19 protein-coding genes are annotated in these 14,559 nt (G+C 49.8%); 6 read left to right on the top strand and 13 right to left on the bottom strand.

Annotated features, from left to right (window positions below; all coding sequences use genetic code 11):
• Positions 1-218, bottom strand: a 218-nt coding sequence (locus tag DEALDRAFT_RS12430; protein ID WP_008517997.1) for a hypothetical protein, incomplete at its 3' end; no start/stop codon positions are given.
• Between the two features lie 347 nt (positions 219-565).
• Here DEALDRAFT_RS12430 and DEALDRAFT_RS17575 point away from each other — a divergent pair.
• On the top strand, positions 566-685 hold the full coding sequence (locus tag DEALDRAFT_RS17575) for a symporter small accessory protein (RefSeq protein WP_008517995.1): 120 nt from the start codon (positions 566-568) through the stop codon (positions 683-685).
• Positions 682-2,259: a sodium:solute symporter family protein gene (locus DEALDRAFT_RS12425; RefSeq protein WP_008517993.1), complete on the top strand. Its 1,578-nt coding sequence runs from the start codon at positions 682-684 to the stop codon at positions 2,257-2,259. Before DEALDRAFT_RS17575 ends, DEALDRAFT_RS12425 begins: the two co-directional genes overlap by 4 nt.
• 45 nt (positions 2,260-2,304) lie before the next feature.
• Here DEALDRAFT_RS12425 and DEALDRAFT_RS12420 read toward each other — a convergent pair whose 3' ends face one another.
• The 12 genes from DEALDRAFT_RS12420 to DEALDRAFT_RS12370 form a co-directional block, all read right to left on the bottom strand.
• Positions 2,305-2,727 carry a Fur family transcriptional regulator gene (locus DEALDRAFT_RS12420; protein ID WP_008517992.1) on the bottom strand — a complete coding sequence of 141 codons (423 nt, stop codon included), beginning with the start codon at positions 2,725-2,727 and terminating at the stop codon, positions 2,305-2,307.
• Positions 2,681-3,544 carry a metal ABC transporter permease gene (locus tag DEALDRAFT_RS12415; RefSeq protein ID WP_008517990.1) on the bottom strand — a complete coding sequence of 288 codons (864 nt, stop codon included), beginning with the start codon at positions 3,542-3,544 and terminating at the stop codon, positions 2,681-2,683. The genes DEALDRAFT_RS12420 and DEALDRAFT_RS12415 overlap by 47 nt, the downstream gene beginning before the upstream one ends.
• Before the next feature lie 15 nt (positions 3,545-3,559).
• Positions 3,560-4,309: a metal ABC transporter ATP-binding protein gene (locus DEALDRAFT_RS12410; RefSeq protein ID WP_008517988.1), complete on the bottom strand. Its 750-nt coding sequence runs from the start codon at positions 4,307-4,309 to the stop codon at positions 3,560-3,562.
• Positions 4,310-4,319: 10 nt separating this feature from the next.
• Positions 4,320-5,333 (bottom strand): metal ABC transporter solute-binding protein, Zn/Mn family, encoded by a 1,014-nt coding sequence (locus DEALDRAFT_RS12405; RefSeq protein WP_008517986.1) that lies wholly within the window; start codon positions 5,331-5,333, stop codon positions 4,320-4,322.
• A 121-nt stretch (positions 5,334-5,454) separates the two neighbouring features.
• Entirely contained in the window at positions 5,455-5,877 is a 423-nt protein-coding gene (locus DEALDRAFT_RS12400) for an AhpC/TSA family protein (RefSeq protein WP_008517983.1), read from the bottom strand.
• A complete protein-coding gene (locus tag DEALDRAFT_RS17485) occupies positions 5,878-6,009 on the bottom strand; it encodes a peroxiredoxin family protein (protein ID WP_083798785.1) in 132 nt (43 codons plus the stop codon).
• Positions 6,002-6,481 (bottom strand): peroxiredoxin family protein, encoded by a 480-nt coding sequence (locus tag DEALDRAFT_RS12395; protein ID WP_243441162.1) that lies wholly within the window; start codon positions 6,479-6,481, stop codon positions 6,002-6,004. Before DEALDRAFT_RS12395 ends, DEALDRAFT_RS17485 begins: the two co-directional genes overlap by 8 nt.
• A 203-nt stretch (positions 6,482-6,684) precedes the next feature.
• Positions 6,685-7,425: an ABC transporter ATP-binding protein gene (locus DEALDRAFT_RS12390; protein WP_008517975.1), complete on the bottom strand. Its 741-nt coding sequence runs from the start codon at positions 7,423-7,425 to the stop codon at positions 6,685-6,687.
• Positions 7,418-8,077 (bottom strand): ABC transporter permease, encoded by a 660-nt coding sequence (locus DEALDRAFT_RS12385; RefSeq protein ID WP_196776627.1) that lies wholly within the window; start codon positions 8,075-8,077, stop codon positions 7,418-7,420. Before DEALDRAFT_RS12385 ends, DEALDRAFT_RS12390 begins: the two co-directional genes overlap by 8 nt.
• 42 nt (positions 8,078-8,119) lie before the next feature.
• On the bottom strand, positions 8,120-8,968 hold the full coding sequence (locus DEALDRAFT_RS12380) for a substrate-binding domain-containing protein (RefSeq protein WP_008517970.1): 849 nt from the start codon (positions 8,966-8,968) through the stop codon (positions 8,120-8,122).
• 107 nt (positions 8,969-9,075) lie between these two features.
• On the bottom strand, positions 9,076-10,152 hold the full coding sequence (locus DEALDRAFT_RS12375) for a substrate-binding domain-containing protein (RefSeq protein ID WP_008517968.1): 1,077 nt from the start codon (positions 10,150-10,152) through the stop codon (positions 9,076-9,078).
• 5 nt (positions 10,153-10,157) lie between these two features.
• On the bottom strand, positions 10,158-11,543 hold the full coding sequence (locus tag DEALDRAFT_RS12370; protein ID WP_008517967.1) for an MATE family efflux transporter: 1,386 nt from the start codon (positions 11,541-11,543) through the stop codon (positions 10,158-10,160).
• 181 nt (positions 11,544-11,724) lie between these two features.
• Here DEALDRAFT_RS12370 and DEALDRAFT_RS12365 point away from each other — a divergent pair, with 181 nt between their 5' ends.
• The 4 genes from DEALDRAFT_RS12365 (at position 11,725) to DEALDRAFT_RS12350 (ending at position 14,343) form a co-directional block, all read left to right on the top strand.
• On the top strand, positions 11,725-12,045 hold the full coding sequence (locus DEALDRAFT_RS12365) for a Rieske (2Fe-2S) protein (protein ID WP_008517965.1): 321 nt from the start codon (positions 11,725-11,727) through the stop codon (positions 12,043-12,045).
• Positions 12,042-12,287 (top strand): glutaredoxin family protein, encoded by a 246-nt coding sequence (locus tag DEALDRAFT_RS12360; protein ID WP_008517962.1) that lies wholly within the window; start codon positions 12,042-12,044, stop codon positions 12,285-12,287. The genes DEALDRAFT_RS12365 and DEALDRAFT_RS12360 overlap by 4 nt, the downstream gene beginning before the upstream one ends.
• A 3-nt stretch (positions 12,288-12,290) precedes the next feature.
• Complete coding sequence (locus tag DEALDRAFT_RS12355; protein WP_008517960.1) at positions 12,291-12,632, top strand: ferredoxin-thioredoxin reductase catalytic domain-containing protein; 342 nt, start codon at positions 12,291-12,293, stop codon at positions 12,630-12,632.
• Between the two features lie 106 nt (positions 12,633-12,738).
• Positions 12,739-14,343 carry a SulP family inorganic anion transporter gene (locus DEALDRAFT_RS12350; RefSeq protein WP_008517959.1) on the top strand — a complete coding sequence of 535 codons (1,605 nt, stop codon included), beginning with the start codon at positions 12,739-12,741 and terminating at the stop codon, positions 14,341-14,343.
• The last annotated feature ends 216 nt before the right edge of the window (positions 14,344-14,559 follow it).

Raw genomic sequence — 14,559 nt, 5'->3', positions numbered from 1 at the left:
ACCGTTATAGCAGGGATAATAGAAAACTCTCTGGTTATTTCCGCACCGTAGGAGTCCAGCAAGCGCATTTCAGCCTGGCCCGGGAAGTCGTGGAAACCAATAATGAATGATTCTTTCTCCTGTGACGAGCGCGCCATGGCAGCAGGCGCAACCATCATCATCACCAGGGCCACTATTAAGAGCATACACAGCAAACTGCTTTTGTTAATCTTAAACACCTTAAACCCCTCCCTTCTAATTAATTCCATTATAATACTAAAGTTTCCAGCGAACAAGCGATATTATGTAACTAAAAATGCAACATTTACGGGCTTTTGGGGGGATGGCGTCGAGTGGGGAATTCTCTTTAGCGGCGTAGACCTGAGAGATTATAGTAGATTCATTGCAGGGGTATTGTGGAGGGAAATAGAACAACGTTGACAACACTTTGTTTCCATAATAGAATGGAAAAGTAGAATGGTAGAGTTTTTAATCACAATGTAGTACGGTAGCATGGTAGGAGGACTGCTAATTTTAAGCCTGACCCTCCTTGCGTGCCCGTGCGCGTTTTTTAGGAGGTTTTTTTATGCTTGGAATGGCAGACATGACGGTGGGGCTGGGTTGGCTCCTGACAGTGGGGGCCATGATTTTCGGTGTCATCTACGGAGCATTAAACTGGAACCGCGAGGAGGATGACGCTTCTTGAATCTGGGCATACTCACCGCAATATTTGCAGCTTACCTTGGAATACTGATTTTCTTTGCCTATACAGGCTTTAAACAGACACAAAATGCTGATGACTACCTTGTGGCCGGCCGCAATGTTCATCCTTGGGTTATGGCTCTATCGTATGGTGCCGCTTTTATCAGTACGTCGGCCATCATTGGCTTTGGCGGCGTAGCCGGCATGTACGGCTTCAGCTTACTGTGGCTTGCTTTTTTAAATATTATCCTGGGTGTCTGGATTGCCTTTGCCTTTTTGGGAACGAAAATCCGCAAAATGTCTGCGCAGCTGGAGGTAGCCACTTTCCCCTCCCTGTTGGGCAGCCGTTATCAATCCCGTTTTATTACCGTTTTTGCCGGATTGATGATTTTTGTATTTATGCCGGCGTACACCAGCATTATTCTCATCGGCGGAGCCCGTTTTCTGCAGGAAGCATTTGTAATGAACTTTAACACCGCTTTACTAATTTTGGCGGTGATTGTGACCGTCTATGTTCTTACCGGCGGCCTGAAAGCGGTGATGTACACCGATGCATTTTGTGCCAGTGTTATGTTTTTGGGAATGATGGCCCTGCTCATCGGCACATATAATGCGGTGGGCGGCGTTGTTGCGGGACACCGGGGCCTGACCGCCTTAAATGACCTGGTGCCGGAAAGCCTTACGGCCATGGGCCATCAGGGGTGGACGGCCATGCCGCAGTTGGGTTCGCCGCTATGGTGGACAATTGTCAGCACCATTATTATGGGTGTGGGAATAGGCGTTTTGGCTCAACCGCAGTTGGCCATGCGTTTTATGACCGTTCGGGAGAACAAGTCCCTCTACCGGGCAGTGATGGTGGGCAGCGTCTTTATCTTTTTTCTGGTGGGTACCGTTTATATGGTGGGCCCGCTCAGTAATTTGTACTTTTATAATACCCAGGGTATCATTGCCGCCGATGTGGCCCAGGGCAATATTGATCTGATTATTCCTGCTTTTATCAGTTCCTTTATGCCGGAATGGTTTCTTTATCTGTTTACCCTCACCTTAATCTCTGCGGCCATTTCCACTTTAAGCGCCCTGATTCATGTGCAGGGAACCGCTTTTGGCCGTGACATTCTGGAAACAATGGGTGTACAGATGGGCAAAAAAGGCAAGTCGGCACGCCTGCCTCAGCTGGGAGTTATGACCGGCGTGGTGCTGGCCGTCACACTGGCTTATATTTTACCCGGCAGCATCATCGCCCGCGCCACAGCCTTCTGGTTTGGGATTTGTGCCGCAGGCTTTTTACCCACACTGGTAGGTGCTCTTTATTGGCAGAGAGGCACCCGGTTAGGTGCCATTGCCAGCATGGTTTCCGGCTTTAGCGTGAGCATATTCGGCTTTGTTTTTCTCCACATTGCCGAATCAGAGCCTTTTGGCATTGCCATGGCCCTGTTTGGCAGGCATGCACTGCTGCCCTACCCCTGGACCCATGTTGATCCACTGCTTTATGCACTACCTGTCTCCGCAGCCATGTACATCGGCGTCAGTTTGCTCACCGCTCCCCCCGCCAAAGAACACCTAAAGCGCTGCTTCTAAGAACTGCAAGTATTATAAAAAAATTCCCGCCCAATTTTGGGCGGGTTATTTTTTTTCCCGACAGGCGGCACAGCGGCCATAGACTTCAAATACATGACCCAGGACTTCAAAACCGGCAGAGCCGGCAAATTCATTATATGACTTGGCTTCAGGGCAATAGGGGATACATACCACCTCTTCACAGTCAACACATACCAGGTGATGATGGTGCCGTTTATCATCTAATTCAAACACCGCACCTGATTGCAGCGAAATCTGATGTACCACCCCAATCTCCGTTAACAGCCTGAGATTGCGGTACACCGTATCCATACTGATGTGGGGGTTATCTTTGCTGAGGGCCTCATAAATTTCCCGTGCCGAAGCCCGGCGGCCTGTGAGGCGCAAAGCTTCAATAATTTGTCGGCGCTGGCTGGTGAGCTTATAGCCCTTCTCTTTCAAAAGTTTCAACAGTTGCGGTGTTGACAAATTTCTTCCCCCCGATCCCCATTAATCTACGGCAAAGTGCGGCGGCCACAAACAAACCCACCGCAATCAAAACGATACTGCCGCCCGGTGCCAGGTCGGCATAATAGGCCACCACCAGCCCCAACAGCACAGAAGTCAAAGCAAACAGGTATGAGTACAGAATGGTGGCCCGAAAACTTTTCCCCACCTGCAGCCCAGCAGCCACCGGCACGGTAATCAGTGAGGACACCAGTAAAATCCCCACCACGCGCATTGCTACAGCGATGGTTAAAGCGGTGGCCGCCACAAAGAGCATGTTGACCAGGTCAACGCGCACACCGGAAGCCCGTGCCGCCTCTTCATCAAAGGCAATAAAAAACAGTTCCTTATGCATGAGAAAAACAAAAAGCAAAACTGCCACCCCGATAACACGAATCAGAAACAAATCCGCTCTGGAAATGGCTATTACGCTGCCAAAGAGATAGGAAAACAGGTCCGCATTGAAAGCCTGTGAGAGGCTGATCAGGACCACCGCCAAACTGATACCCACCGATATCATAATGGCAATGGCCAAATCGCCAAAAATCCGGTAGGTCCGGCGCAGGGCCTCCAGCCCGCCGGCGGCCACCAGGGACAAACCCAGCGCTGATGCCAATGGATAGGTGCCGGTAAAAATGCCCAAAGCCACACCGGCCAGGGAAACGTGGGCAAACATCTCCCCTATCATGGACAGGCGCCTGAGCACCAGAAAAATACCGATGGTGGGACAGAGAATGGCCACCACAAAGCCGGCATGAAACGCTCTTTGCATAAAAGCATATGACCAAAATTCTAACATGGAAAGACCTCGCTCTCAGTGGGCGTGATGAAGAATCCGTGCTGCAGGACCGTAGACACGGGTTAGGGTATCCTGGGATAAGAAGTCGGCGGGAGATCCATGGAAAAACATTTTTTTATTCAGACAGGCCACATTATCTACCTGCTCTGTCACTACACCGATGTCATGGCTCACCATCATCAGCGTCATGCCTGCTTCGCTGCGCAGTGTCTCCAGCAGCTCATAAAAGCGCTCCTGAGCCTCCACATCCACGCCCACCGTTGGCTCATCAAGGATCAGAAGCTCCGGACGGGAAACAAGGGCACGGGCAATAAAGACCCGCTGCTGCTGTCCGCCGGAGAGCTCTCCGATTAAACGGTCCTGCAAATCAGCCACTCCGGTCTGCTCCAACACTTCGGCTACACGCCGGCGCTCCCGGGCGCCGGCAAAACGCAGCAGCCCCAGGGAAGCGGTGAGTCCGGACATCACCACCTCCCGCACGGTGGCAGGAAAGCCGTAATTAAAGGCGGTGGAATTCTGGGCAACATAGCCGATACGGCTCCATTGCCGAAAATTTTTGCGGCTTTGGCCAAAGAGGCTTACACTGCCGGCGGTGGGCTGCAAAAGCCCCAGGACGATTTTCAAAAGGGTACTTTTGCCGGAACCGTTAGGTCCCACAATGCCCAGAAAATCACCGGGCGTCACTGTTAAATTGATATCATCCAGCACCAGTCGTCGGCCATAGTGAAAAAAAACATGCTCCAGCTTCAGTACCGGTTCACCCATCTATATCCCTCTATTCTGCCAGGGCAATTTTTAACTGCTCCAGGTTACGGCGCATTATGGAAAAGTAATCTTCACCCGCCGCCAACTCATCCTCCGTTAACCCCTCCAGGGGGTTTAGTTCCAGGATTTCTGCTCCCAGATCGTCTGCCAGAACTTCGGCCAGGCGGCTTGTCACCAATGGCTCCTGGAAGATATGACGCACGTCGTGCTCCGCGGCAAAGTCCATGATTTTGGCCATCTGCGCCGGGCTTGGTTCTGCATGGGGGGAAAGTCCGCTTATACCCACCTGTTCCAGACCGTATCTTTCTGCCAGATAAGCAAAGGACAGATGGGTAACAATAAATTCATGTCTTGCCAAATTTGTCAGAGCTTCACGGTATTCATTGTCCAGCTCTTCGATCCGGGCAGTAAACAAAGCCAGGTTCTCAAGGTAGACCTCCTCGTATTCCGGGTCCAGTTCAATAAGCGCACCGGCAATTTGCTCAGCCTGATGCAGCGCCAGCAAAGGATCCAGCCATACGTGGGGGTCGGGCAAATCATCATAGCCGTGGTCATCGTCATCATCATGACCGTAATCATTGTCATAGCCGTGATTGTCGTCATCATCATAACCATGGTCATCGTCATCATCATGGCTATGCCCTCCATAGCCGGTTAACGGCTCAATACCTTCAGATGTATTGACCACCTTAATATTGCCATCCAGTCCTTCTATAAGCTTATCAACCCAAGGCTCCAGTTCGAGGCCGTTGATCAGCAGTACATCGGCATCAGACAGCCGGGCCATGGCCTGAGCCGTAGGTTCCCAGTCATGAGGCTCCACTCCGGGCGGCAATAGGTTCATTACTTCTACACGGTCACCGCCAATTTGATTTGCGAAATCATAAAGAACAAAAAATGATGTATAAACTGTAATTTCCGGCTCCGGCTCCGAAGTTGTACCTTCTGCCGGCTGCTCAGCGCAGCCCGCCAGTGCCAATGCAAGTATTAAAATGGAAATTAGAACCAAAAGAAATTTTCTCATAGTCACCCTCCAATATTTTTAGATTCGGAAATAGTAATATTCCTATTTACTCAAAATTATACATGTGCTTCCACAATACGGTCAATTTATAACGAAAAAAAGAAGCGCTTTTGCACTTCTTTTAAGGGTTTTGTAATTTTTGCTTTAGATAAGTTAGAAGCTCTGCTACATCGGGCCAGTCTTCTGGATGCTGGCTGCGGTGGAGGAAACGGATGATTCCGTCCCGGTCCACCACCACATCTCCACCCATTTGCCGCACGTCTTTGCCCGGAGGTGATTTGGGATATCCGGCAAAACGCAGCTTCAGGTAAGCTAAAACCGTTTTCCAGGTTACGATGGATCCGGTTTCCTTATACATCATACCGTATAGTTGGTATACTTCCCTTTGCGGATCCAATAAAAAAACAAAGGGCAGTTTATGTGATTCGATTAGCTTTTTCACGCCGCCTGCGTCGTCAAAGCTTACAACCACCACTTCACCGCCGGCGTGTTGGATTTCTCCGTACTGCTGGCGCAACTGCGCCAGATGAGCTCTTCCCAGCATTCAGCCCAGATGGCGCATAAACACTAGAATAACGGAACGGCCGCGGAAATCACTGAAGCTCATCTTTTTTCCGTAGACATCAGACAAACTAAAGTCGGGAGCCATAGAACCCTTCTGGGCCTTATTATTCATATTTCTTTCCGGCAGCAATGGCTCTGCCGGCCTCCACCAGTTCCTTTAGAGGCGGACGGTCTTCCGGTGTTACGCCACGATAAGCATATCGGACAACCCCCTGGCCGTCCAGGATAAAATTAGCACCGTAGATTTTCTTGTCTTCTAGCAAATCATACTGTTCATAGGCGGATTTGTCCGGATCCGCCAGCAGAGGATAAGGCAACTTTAAAATCCTGTGAAGATCTGATATTTTTTCCTGATTGTCCGGCGTCAAAGCTATAATCTGAACTCCTGCCTCCTGCAAATCAGCATGTTTCTGGCGCAACTGCACCAGGTGTGCCCGGCAGGATGCTCAGCCGCTGCTGCTTACAAATGCCAATAGCACCGCTTTTCCCTGCAGTGAACTAAGGGCAACTTCTTCTTGCGTGGCAGCTGACAAACTGAAATCCGGCGCTTTTTGCCCCACTGCCGGTTTTTTTTCAATACTCATACTTGCCACCATCCTTTCTTTTCCATAGTATTCTCTAAAAAAAATATTTCTCCTTTTTAATTAACTTAGGCAGGAATTTAACCCAACGGCGACGAAGTATGTGTTACGATTTCAATATTCATGCTACTCCCTTAGCATGTGTTTAATTTCCATCACTAACCTACCTTAAGCAAAACAGGCACCCTTTTGGGTGCCTGTTTTGCTTAATAAATCATTTTTCCTTCCACAAAAGCACGCGTTTGTTCTTTTTGCGAAGAGGTAAAAAGCTGCTCAGTCTCCCTCGTTTCAATGAGCTTTCCCTGATAAAAGAAAGCGGTATCATGACAGAGGCGGCGGGCCTGAAAGAGGTTATGAGTTACAAAGAGGATAGTGGTGCCGTGGTCCTGATTAAGTCTGGCAATCATTCCTTCCAGCAGTTCCACATTGGGCGGATCCAGGTTTGCTGTAGGCTCATCCAGAAAGAGAATTTCCGGCTGTAGCACCAACGCCCGGGCAAAGGCGATACGTTGTGCTTCACCCCCGGAAAGAGTTTTTGCCCGCTGTTGGCTAAGTGCTAACATGCCAATATCATCCAGCATGGCAAGCACACGTTCCCTGATTTCCTGTTTAGGCACCTTACGGGCTTGGAGGCCAAAAGCCACATTATTGTAGACCGAGGTGTCCAAGAGTGCCGCTTTCTGAAAAACCATTGTCATTTTTCGCCGCAACTGTAGTTTGCCGGTCTGCGAGACAGGTGCCGGTTGCTGTAAATAAGAAACCTCACCGGTGGTAGGCTCCTCCAGCATGTTAAGGATGCGCAGCAAGGTGCTTTTTCCCGCACCACTGGGGCCGATTAAGCCTAAAATGCGGCCGTGGAGAGCATTGAGTTCAGAAATGCAGAGCACTTCCTTTTTGTTGTATCGCTTGGTCAGGTTTTTTACCGTAATTATGGAGGTTTTATTCATCGCTGCCTCCTGACTGAATTCTATACAGAACTGCATAAATAGCAAACGCTATGACCAAAAGTATCAAACCCAGTGCCAGGGCAAATGCCATATTACCCATCCCCACTTCCAGAACAATGGCAGTTGTCATAACCCTTGTCCTGCCTGCAATATTACCACCCACCATGATTACCGCCCCAACTTCGGCAATGATTCGGCCAAACCCGGCAATGAGAGCACCAAGAATGCCAAACCGCGCCTCACGCATAATGGTCCATAAAATCAATCTGCGTTCTGCCCCCAAGGAAAGCAGCGTTTCCTGCATTTCTTTTCCTTTACTGCGAACAGCCACCGACGTTAACCCGATAATTATGGGGACAGCCAGCAAAACCTGAGCAATAATCATGGCCGTTGGAGTGTATAAAAGCCCCAAAAAGCCCAGCATGCCACGGCGGGATAAGAGCATAAAAACCACCAACCCCCCTACCACCGGGGGTAGCCCCATCAATGTATAGATAAATAGGGTTAAAAAGCGCACCTTACGTGGCGGCTGCATCCCCAACCACGTTCCTGCCGGAACTCCGATTAATGCCGCTAAAATTACTGCACTCCCCGATACATATAACGTCAGGAAAATAATCTGGTAAAGGTCGGGGTCAAAAAATATTAACATGTTTATTGCTTGCCGAAGTGCGTCTGCCATAGCAGGTCCTTTCTATTGCGCATTGGGGAAAAAGAGCGTTTCTCCATATGGCTTAAAATCTGAAATCATTTTTTGGCCATCCTCAGAAATTAAATATTCAATTAGCTGCATGGCCCCTTGGTAATTAATGCCGGAATAGTTATCCGGATTTACGGCCATTACGCCATATTGATTTAAAAGTTCCTCTGCGCCCTCAAAAACAATGGCCAACTCCAGCCTGTCCTGCATGGAGAGGAACGTGGCGCGATCGGTGAGGATATATCCTTCCATCTCATCTGCCATGCGCAGTGTGTCCCCCATACCGGCCCCGGTATCCACATACCAGTCTCCCAGTGGGGAGATTCCGGCCTTTTGCCAAAGGGCCTTTTCCTTAACGTGGGTCCCCGATTCATCGCCGCGGGAAATAAAGGGTACTTGCTGTCCGGCTATAGCAGCAAATACTTCTTCAATATCTGTAAGCTGCCGCAGGTCGGCCGGATCGCTGTCCGGACCCGCAATAATGAAATCATTGTACATTACATCGTGGCGGTCCACATAATGGCCCTGATGGACCATGGCCAGTTCCGCTTCCCGGGCATGAACCAACACCACGTCAACATCGCCGTTTTTACCCACTTCCAGTGCCTGGCCAGTTCCCAAAGAGACAACCTGTACATCCACTCCGTGCAATTTTTCAAATGAAGGCAGTAGATAATCAAGCAGGCCGGAATCATATGTGCTGGTGGTGGTAGCCAAAAGTATTCTCCCCTGTGCAGAATTTGAGGATTTAGCAGCTGCAGAAGAACCATCATCGCCACATCCGGCAACCCCTAATACGACAACTATCATTATTAAAAGCAGTAAAACCGGTAATTTTTTCATCTAAAGGCCTCCAAAAGCAATCGCTATGCACCGTGGTGCATAGCGATTATATCCCGGCTGACCGGTTCTGTCAATATCCGTTATGTATATTTTTGCAGGACGAAAGATTATTGCTTATAAGGAGTAAATAACGGCTCACCATATTCCTTCCTGCCAAAATCAAAGATTATCCCCACGGCAGTGGAAGACGTAAGCCAGGCAGCAAAAGACTCCGCTCCATCCTGATTCACAGCTGCTTTCTTGCGGCTAACAGGTATGGCGCAAAAAATGTTCTCCAAAAGCGGGTCTTTGGCAAAGAGGATAGCCATTTTTTCCTCACTGTATCCCGTTGTAAAACTGGCCCGGTCCACCAACGTATACCCGCCCAGTTCTGCAGCCCGCTGCAGCATACCATAATTGCCCAGTGTGTTGCGCGCTTCTGTGTACCAGGCACAACCGGCTGGATTTATACCTGCCTGCCGCCAGATTTTTTGCTCCGCCAAATGGGTGCCGGATTGGTCTCCGCGACTGATAAAAATCTGTTTGGCCTGGGAAATTGATTTAAAAGCCGCCGCAGCGCTTTGTGCTTTGGCCGTACCTGCCGGATCCGCCACAGGGCCAACCAGGACAAAGTCATTGCCCATCACCGGTATACGCCCCACTCCCCAGCCATGGGCCACAAACTCTTCTTCCAGCTCCGGTGCATGGGTAAGAATCAGGTCCACCCGCCCGGCTTTGGCCATGGCCATGGCCTGCCCGCTGCCGGCGGCAATATGGCGTACAGTTATACCGGTCTCCTGCAAATAGGCCTGTTCCAAAACATCCAAAAGGCCGGTCACCACCGGCTCCATGGTACTGGCCAGCACCAGATGGCGCTCAGGCTGTTCATCTTCATGGGTAAACAAAGCGGCCAACTGCCCCTGAACTTCCCGCTGCAGCGCCTGCATATGCCCCAGCAGTTTCTTACCTGCCGGTGTAAGCGTGGTTCCGCCTCCGGCACTGCCGCCGGCCTGCCGCATCACCAAAGCCTTGCCCAGCGCTTCTTCTGCACGGTTTAGAAGGCCCCAGCCATAGCGGTAGGAAACACCGGCCTCCTCCACCGCTCTGTTGAGGGAGCCGGTCTTATCTATTTTTTCCAAGAGCAAAAGCAGTTCTTTCCCCGGAATCTTTTCTCCCAGGTTCAGGGAAACTTCCCAGTCACCCATATGCTTTAAACCTCCCCGTCACGGACTGGCCGCTTTTTGTTAGTACGGGCCAACAGTGGAATGCCGTACTTGCGGAATTCCCGCAGCACCATAAATACGGTGAGAATAAATGCCAACAGATCTGCCAGCGGCATGGCAAACCATATACCCGTCAGGCCAAAGTACCGCTCCAGAATCATCATAAAGATTATAAAGAGAAAGAACTGGCGCAAAAGGGATAGCCACAAAGAAGGCATCCCTTTACCGATGGCCTGAAAAAAGACGATGGCAGTGGTCTGAATACCCAATAGAGGGTACATGGATACCATTATCCTTACCGCCGTCTCCCCCACAGCCAATAGTTCCGGCTCCGCACTGAAAATTCTTAAAAAAAAGCCGGGGAAGAGAAAAAAGGACAAGCCGCTTACCGCGGTAAAAGCCGTTGCCACCACGCTGCCTTTAAGCATGGCCTCCCGAATCCGCTCCAGTTTACCGGCGCCAAAGTTATAGCCGATGATGGGTAAGAGCCCCTGGGCAATGCCAATGGCCGGCATAAAGGCAAACAACTGCAGGCGCACTATTATCCCCAGTACCGCAATGGGCACCACACCATAGCTTCCCAAAAGGCGGTTAGCCCAAATCAGGGCAATGTTTGCGCCTAGCTGAATAAATAACATGGGGAGTCCTACCCGGTAAATATCAGTTATAATCCGCAGGTCGGGTAAAAGATGGGTAAGGCGCACACGCAGCACACTTTTTTTGGCCAGGTAATAATGGAGCAGCATGGCCACACCTATTACTTTGGAAATTACCGTGGCCACCGCCGCACCCTGAACACCCATATCCAAAACAAAAATAAAGATAGGGTCCAGAGCAATATTGGTCACGGCAGAGAGAATCATTACCGTCATGGGGAGCATGGCATTGCCCTCGGCCCGGATGGAATGATTAAGAATCATAATCATAAAAAGCAGTACCGCACCATTGGCAATCACCGCCATGTAACTGGCGGTAAGCTCCAGAATTTCCGGTCTGGCGCCAAATAGCAGCAGAATAGGCCGCAGATACAGTAACCCCAGGATTGTGGCAAACAAGCCAAACAAAAATGACAGAGTGATTACCTGACCGGCGGCGGTGGCAGCATCCTCATTCTTTCCCGCTCCCAATGAGCGGGAAATGAGAGAGCCCACTCCCACGCCGGTACCAATGGCCAGGGCTCCAAGAAGCATCTGAATGGGAAAAGATACGGACAAAGCGGCAATGGCATCGCTTCCCAGACGCCCCACAAAGATGGTGTCAATAATATTGTAAGAAGCATTCACCACCATGGCCAGAGTGGCCGGCAGTGAAAAACGCACAAGAAGCCTGGGGATACTGTCAGTCCCCATGTCTGCAGGTTTGTTGGTAGCCATAATATACCTCTGGTTTCATCCGCAACTTTATCAACGAAGGTCAGTTCGTTGTCATTATATCCAAGCGGTTATGGTTTGTCCAGTTTGATGTAAGGCGTTATTAATTTATCTAAGCAGTATTATGGTATAATAAGCGTATGATTAACTTGCGCCAAGAACACATTCGCCACTGGAGGGTATCATGAACCATTGGGACGTTACCATGATCAAAGCAGAGGATTTGCCGGAAGGTAAAACGGCAAAAGCCAAAATTAAAGGCTTGCCGGTTTTGCTGGCGCGGGTGGGTCAGGAGATTTATGCCCTGCACAATCAATGCCCCCATCTGGGCTGCATGATGCACCGCGGGACTTTAGACGGGTATTTACTTACCTGTCCTTGTCACGACTGGGTTTTTGATATCCGCTGCGGGGAATTCACAGCAGCACCGGAAATAAAAATTCCCGTATACCCTGTAAAGGTAGAAAACGGGGAAATTTTAGTTAAATTGGAGGATACAAAATGAAACCATTTCTTTATGCTTTAAGCACTTGCTTTCACTGTCAGCGTACCAAAAAATGGCTGGCAGAGAAAAACATTGATTACGATTATGTTGACGTTGATTTAGCCGAAGGAGAAGAGCGGGATAAGTTAGTTAAAGAAGTAAAAGAGCTGACCGGGTCCAGCCAGTTTCCGGTGGTTGTCCATGGAGACCGGCACGTTGTGGGATTTAATGAAGAAAGATTAAGTGATTTGCTGGGAGTATAACCAATGGATACAGATATCGCACGGCGCAAGGAAATGTTTCGTGCCTGGCACAGCAAAGTGGTGGATGCCTTAGGGTATAAGTTTAATCCCGATGCTGAAATGGTGGACTTTCTGCTGGAGCAACAGGTACATATTGAACGGAAATACGGCAGCCCTTTTTGTCCCTGCCAAAGTACTGTGGGACGCCGGGAAGAGGACATGAAAATCGTTTGTCCTTGTATTCCGTTTCACCGCAAACACTTTGATTTCATGAAACAGTGCTGGTGCGGTCTGTTTATCCATAAGGATGTGGAGGATCCCTCCACTCTGCGCCAGGTTCCAGCCAGTGAAGTACCGGATGAATAACTCCGGTACTTTTTTGAGCATAATTTTCAGAATATTGCTGCAATTTAGCTTTTTATGGTATACTAATAAAAAGCTTTGGTTACTATCAAGGAGGTAGATTTTAAAATTGGCCGCTAATAATTCCCCGCAAAAGGGACCCTGGATAGCTGAATTTAGCAGCACAATAAAAACGGACCTACCGGCCTCCCTGGTCACATTCCTGGTGGCGCTTCCCCTATCCCTGGGCATAGCACTGGCCTCCGGCGCTCCATTGATGGCAGGTGTTATCGCCGCTGTTGTGGGTGGCATTGTGGTAGGCGCGCTGGGTGGTGCACCAATGCAGGTCAGCGGACCGGCCGCCGGGCTAACTGTAATTATTTTTGGTTTGGTTCAGCAATTTGGCTGGGAGGTAACCAGCGCTATGACTGTAAGTGCCGGGATACTGCAGATAATCCTGGGTAAATTGGGGGTTGCACCGCTGGCCATGGCCATCTCCCCGGCGGTACTTCACGGAATGCTGGCTGCCATCGGTATCCTCATTGCCCTTTCCCAGGCCCATGTGGTTCTGGGAGCAGCACCGGCGGGGGGAGGAACCGAGAACCTGCTGGCCCTCCCGGGATCCATAATTAACCTGGATCCGGCCACGACGGTTCTTGGCCTCCTTACCATAGGGATTCTGGTGTTTTGGCCGAAGATAAAGCTGAGGCGCATGCAGATTATCCCCGGTTCTCTGGCCGCTGTAGTTATTGCCACCATTGTCTCCCTGGCTTTTGGGATGAACATACCCAGGGTGGAGCTGGCCGGCGGCAATCTTTTTGCCTCCATTAGCCTACCGGTTTTGCCCACGGGAAATTACACAACATTTGTGGCAGGAATTTTCGTGCTTACCTTAGTAGCCAGTGCCGAATCCCTGCTTTGTGCAGTAGCCACCGATAAGCTTCATACCGGCCCTCGCTGCTGCCTGCATAAAGAACTAATGGCTCAGGGTGCCGGCAATACCATTTCCGGTTTGCTAGGAGGACTGCCTATTACCGGGGTTATTGTACGGAGTAAAGCAAGCATTTCTGCGGGAGCGAAAACAAGGGCTTCGGCAATCCTTCACGGATTATGGATTCTTATCTTTGTTGTATTGCTGCCCGGCCTGGTTACCAGTATTCCCCTGTCCGTCTTAGCAGGCCTTTTGGTGTACACCGGTATTCAGTTAGTTAACTTTCACCATGTAACCGAGCTGAGAAGGTATCAGGAAATGATTGTTTACCTGATAACCGTAATTGCCATAGTTGGTATAAATCTGCTGGCTGGGTTGGGCATCGGGCTTGCAGCGGCTTTAATCAGACTGCTTTGGAAACTTACCCGCATGGATATCGCCATTGAGAAGAGCGGGGGGGCATGGCATGTAACCATCTCCGGGGCACTCACTTTTGCAGGAATCCCCAAACTTACCTCCCGGCTTGCCGACATTCCTCCCTCTGAAGAAGTTAAAATACATCTTGCTTTGCGTTATCTGGACCATGCCGGCTGTGAAGCTCTTAATTCCTGGCAGGAAAGCTATGAAAAACAGGGCGGTCGTGTGCAAGCCGCCGCACTGGAGGAAAACTGGTCATCATGTCAGCCTGGTAAAGGAGAAAATTCTCCCTTGGTTGCCTGCAATGTCTTTGAAGACATCTGGACCCGCAATAACGGTACTGTAGAAGAAGCCATGACACAAACGAAGCAAGAAATTGGATTATAGTCAATAAAAGCCGGACTGGAAAACCCAGTCCGGCTTCATGTTTCAAAGTAAAAACAGGTAATTCAACAGGTAAAAAACAGCACTTAACACCACAAACAGCCCGAGATAAGACCCTACAGCAATGGCAAAACTCTTCAGGGACAACTTTGTGCTTGGAGGTTTTCTTTTCATCTGACCACCCCTTCTAGGGACATCTGCCCATGACACTTGTCGGTG

Source organism: Dethiobacter alkaliphilus AHT 1 (assembly GCF_000174415.1).
Lineage (GTDB): Bacteria > Bacillota > Dethiobacteria > Dethiobacterales > Dethiobacteraceae > Dethiobacter > Dethiobacter alkaliphilus.
This window is presented reverse-complemented; position numbering and strand designations above follow the sequence as displayed.

Bases quoted from the DNA above. Each gene is read 5' to 3' on its own strand.
- DEALDRAFT_RS12415 (WP_008517990.1), bottom strand. From the start codon at position 3,544: ATGTTAGAATTTTGGTCATATGCTTTTATGCAAAGAGCGTTTCATGCC.
- DEALDRAFT_RS12390 (WP_008517975.1), bottom strand. From the start codon at position 7,425: ATGAATAAAACCTCCATAATTACGGTAAAAAACCTGACCAAGCGATAC.
- DEALDRAFT_RS12380 (WP_008517970.1), bottom strand. From the start codon at position 8,968: ATGAAAAAATTACCGGTTTTACTGCTTTTAATAATGATAGTTGTCGTA.
- DEALDRAFT_RS12385 (WP_196776627.1), bottom strand. From the start codon at position 8,077: ATGTTAATATTTTTTGACCCCGACCTTTACCAGATTATTTTCCTGACG.
- DEALDRAFT_RS12405 (WP_008517986.1), bottom strand. From the start codon at position 5,333: ATGAGAAAATTTCTTTTGGTTCTAATTTCCATTTTAATACTTGCATTG.
- DEALDRAFT_RS17575 (WP_008517995.1), top strand. From the start codon at position 566: ATGCTTGGAATGGCAGACATGACGGTGGGGCTGGGTTGGCTCCTGACA.
- DEALDRAFT_RS12365 (WP_008517965.1), top strand. From the start codon at position 11,725: ATGAACCATTGGGACGTTACCATGATCAAAGCAGAGGATTTGCCGGAA.
- DEALDRAFT_RS12360 (WP_008517962.1), top strand. From the start codon at position 12,042: ATGAAACCATTTCTTTATGCTTTAAGCACTTGCTTTCACTGTCAGCGT.
- DEALDRAFT_RS17485 (WP_083798785.1), bottom strand. From the start codon at position 6,009: ATGAATAATAAGGCCCAGAAGGGTTCTATGGCTCCCGACTTTAGTTTG.
- DEALDRAFT_RS12400 (WP_008517983.1), bottom strand. From the start codon at position 5,877: ATGCTGGGAAGAGCTCATCTGGCGCAGTTGCGCCAGCAGTACGGAGAA.
- DEALDRAFT_RS12375 (WP_008517968.1), bottom strand. From the start codon at position 10,152: ATGGGTGACTGGGAAGTTTCCCTGAACCTGGGAGAAAAGATTCCGGGG.
- DEALDRAFT_RS12410 (WP_008517988.1), bottom strand. From the start codon at position 4,309: ATGGGTGAACCGGTACTGAAGCTGGAGCATGTTTTTTTTCACTATGGC.
- DEALDRAFT_RS12370 (WP_008517967.1), bottom strand. From the start codon at position 11,543: ATGGCTACCAACAAACCTGCAGACATGGGGACTGACAGTATCCCCAGG.
- DEALDRAFT_RS12355 (WP_008517960.1), top strand. From the start codon at position 12,291: ATGGATACAGATATCGCACGGCGCAAGGAAATGTTTCGTGCCTGGCAC.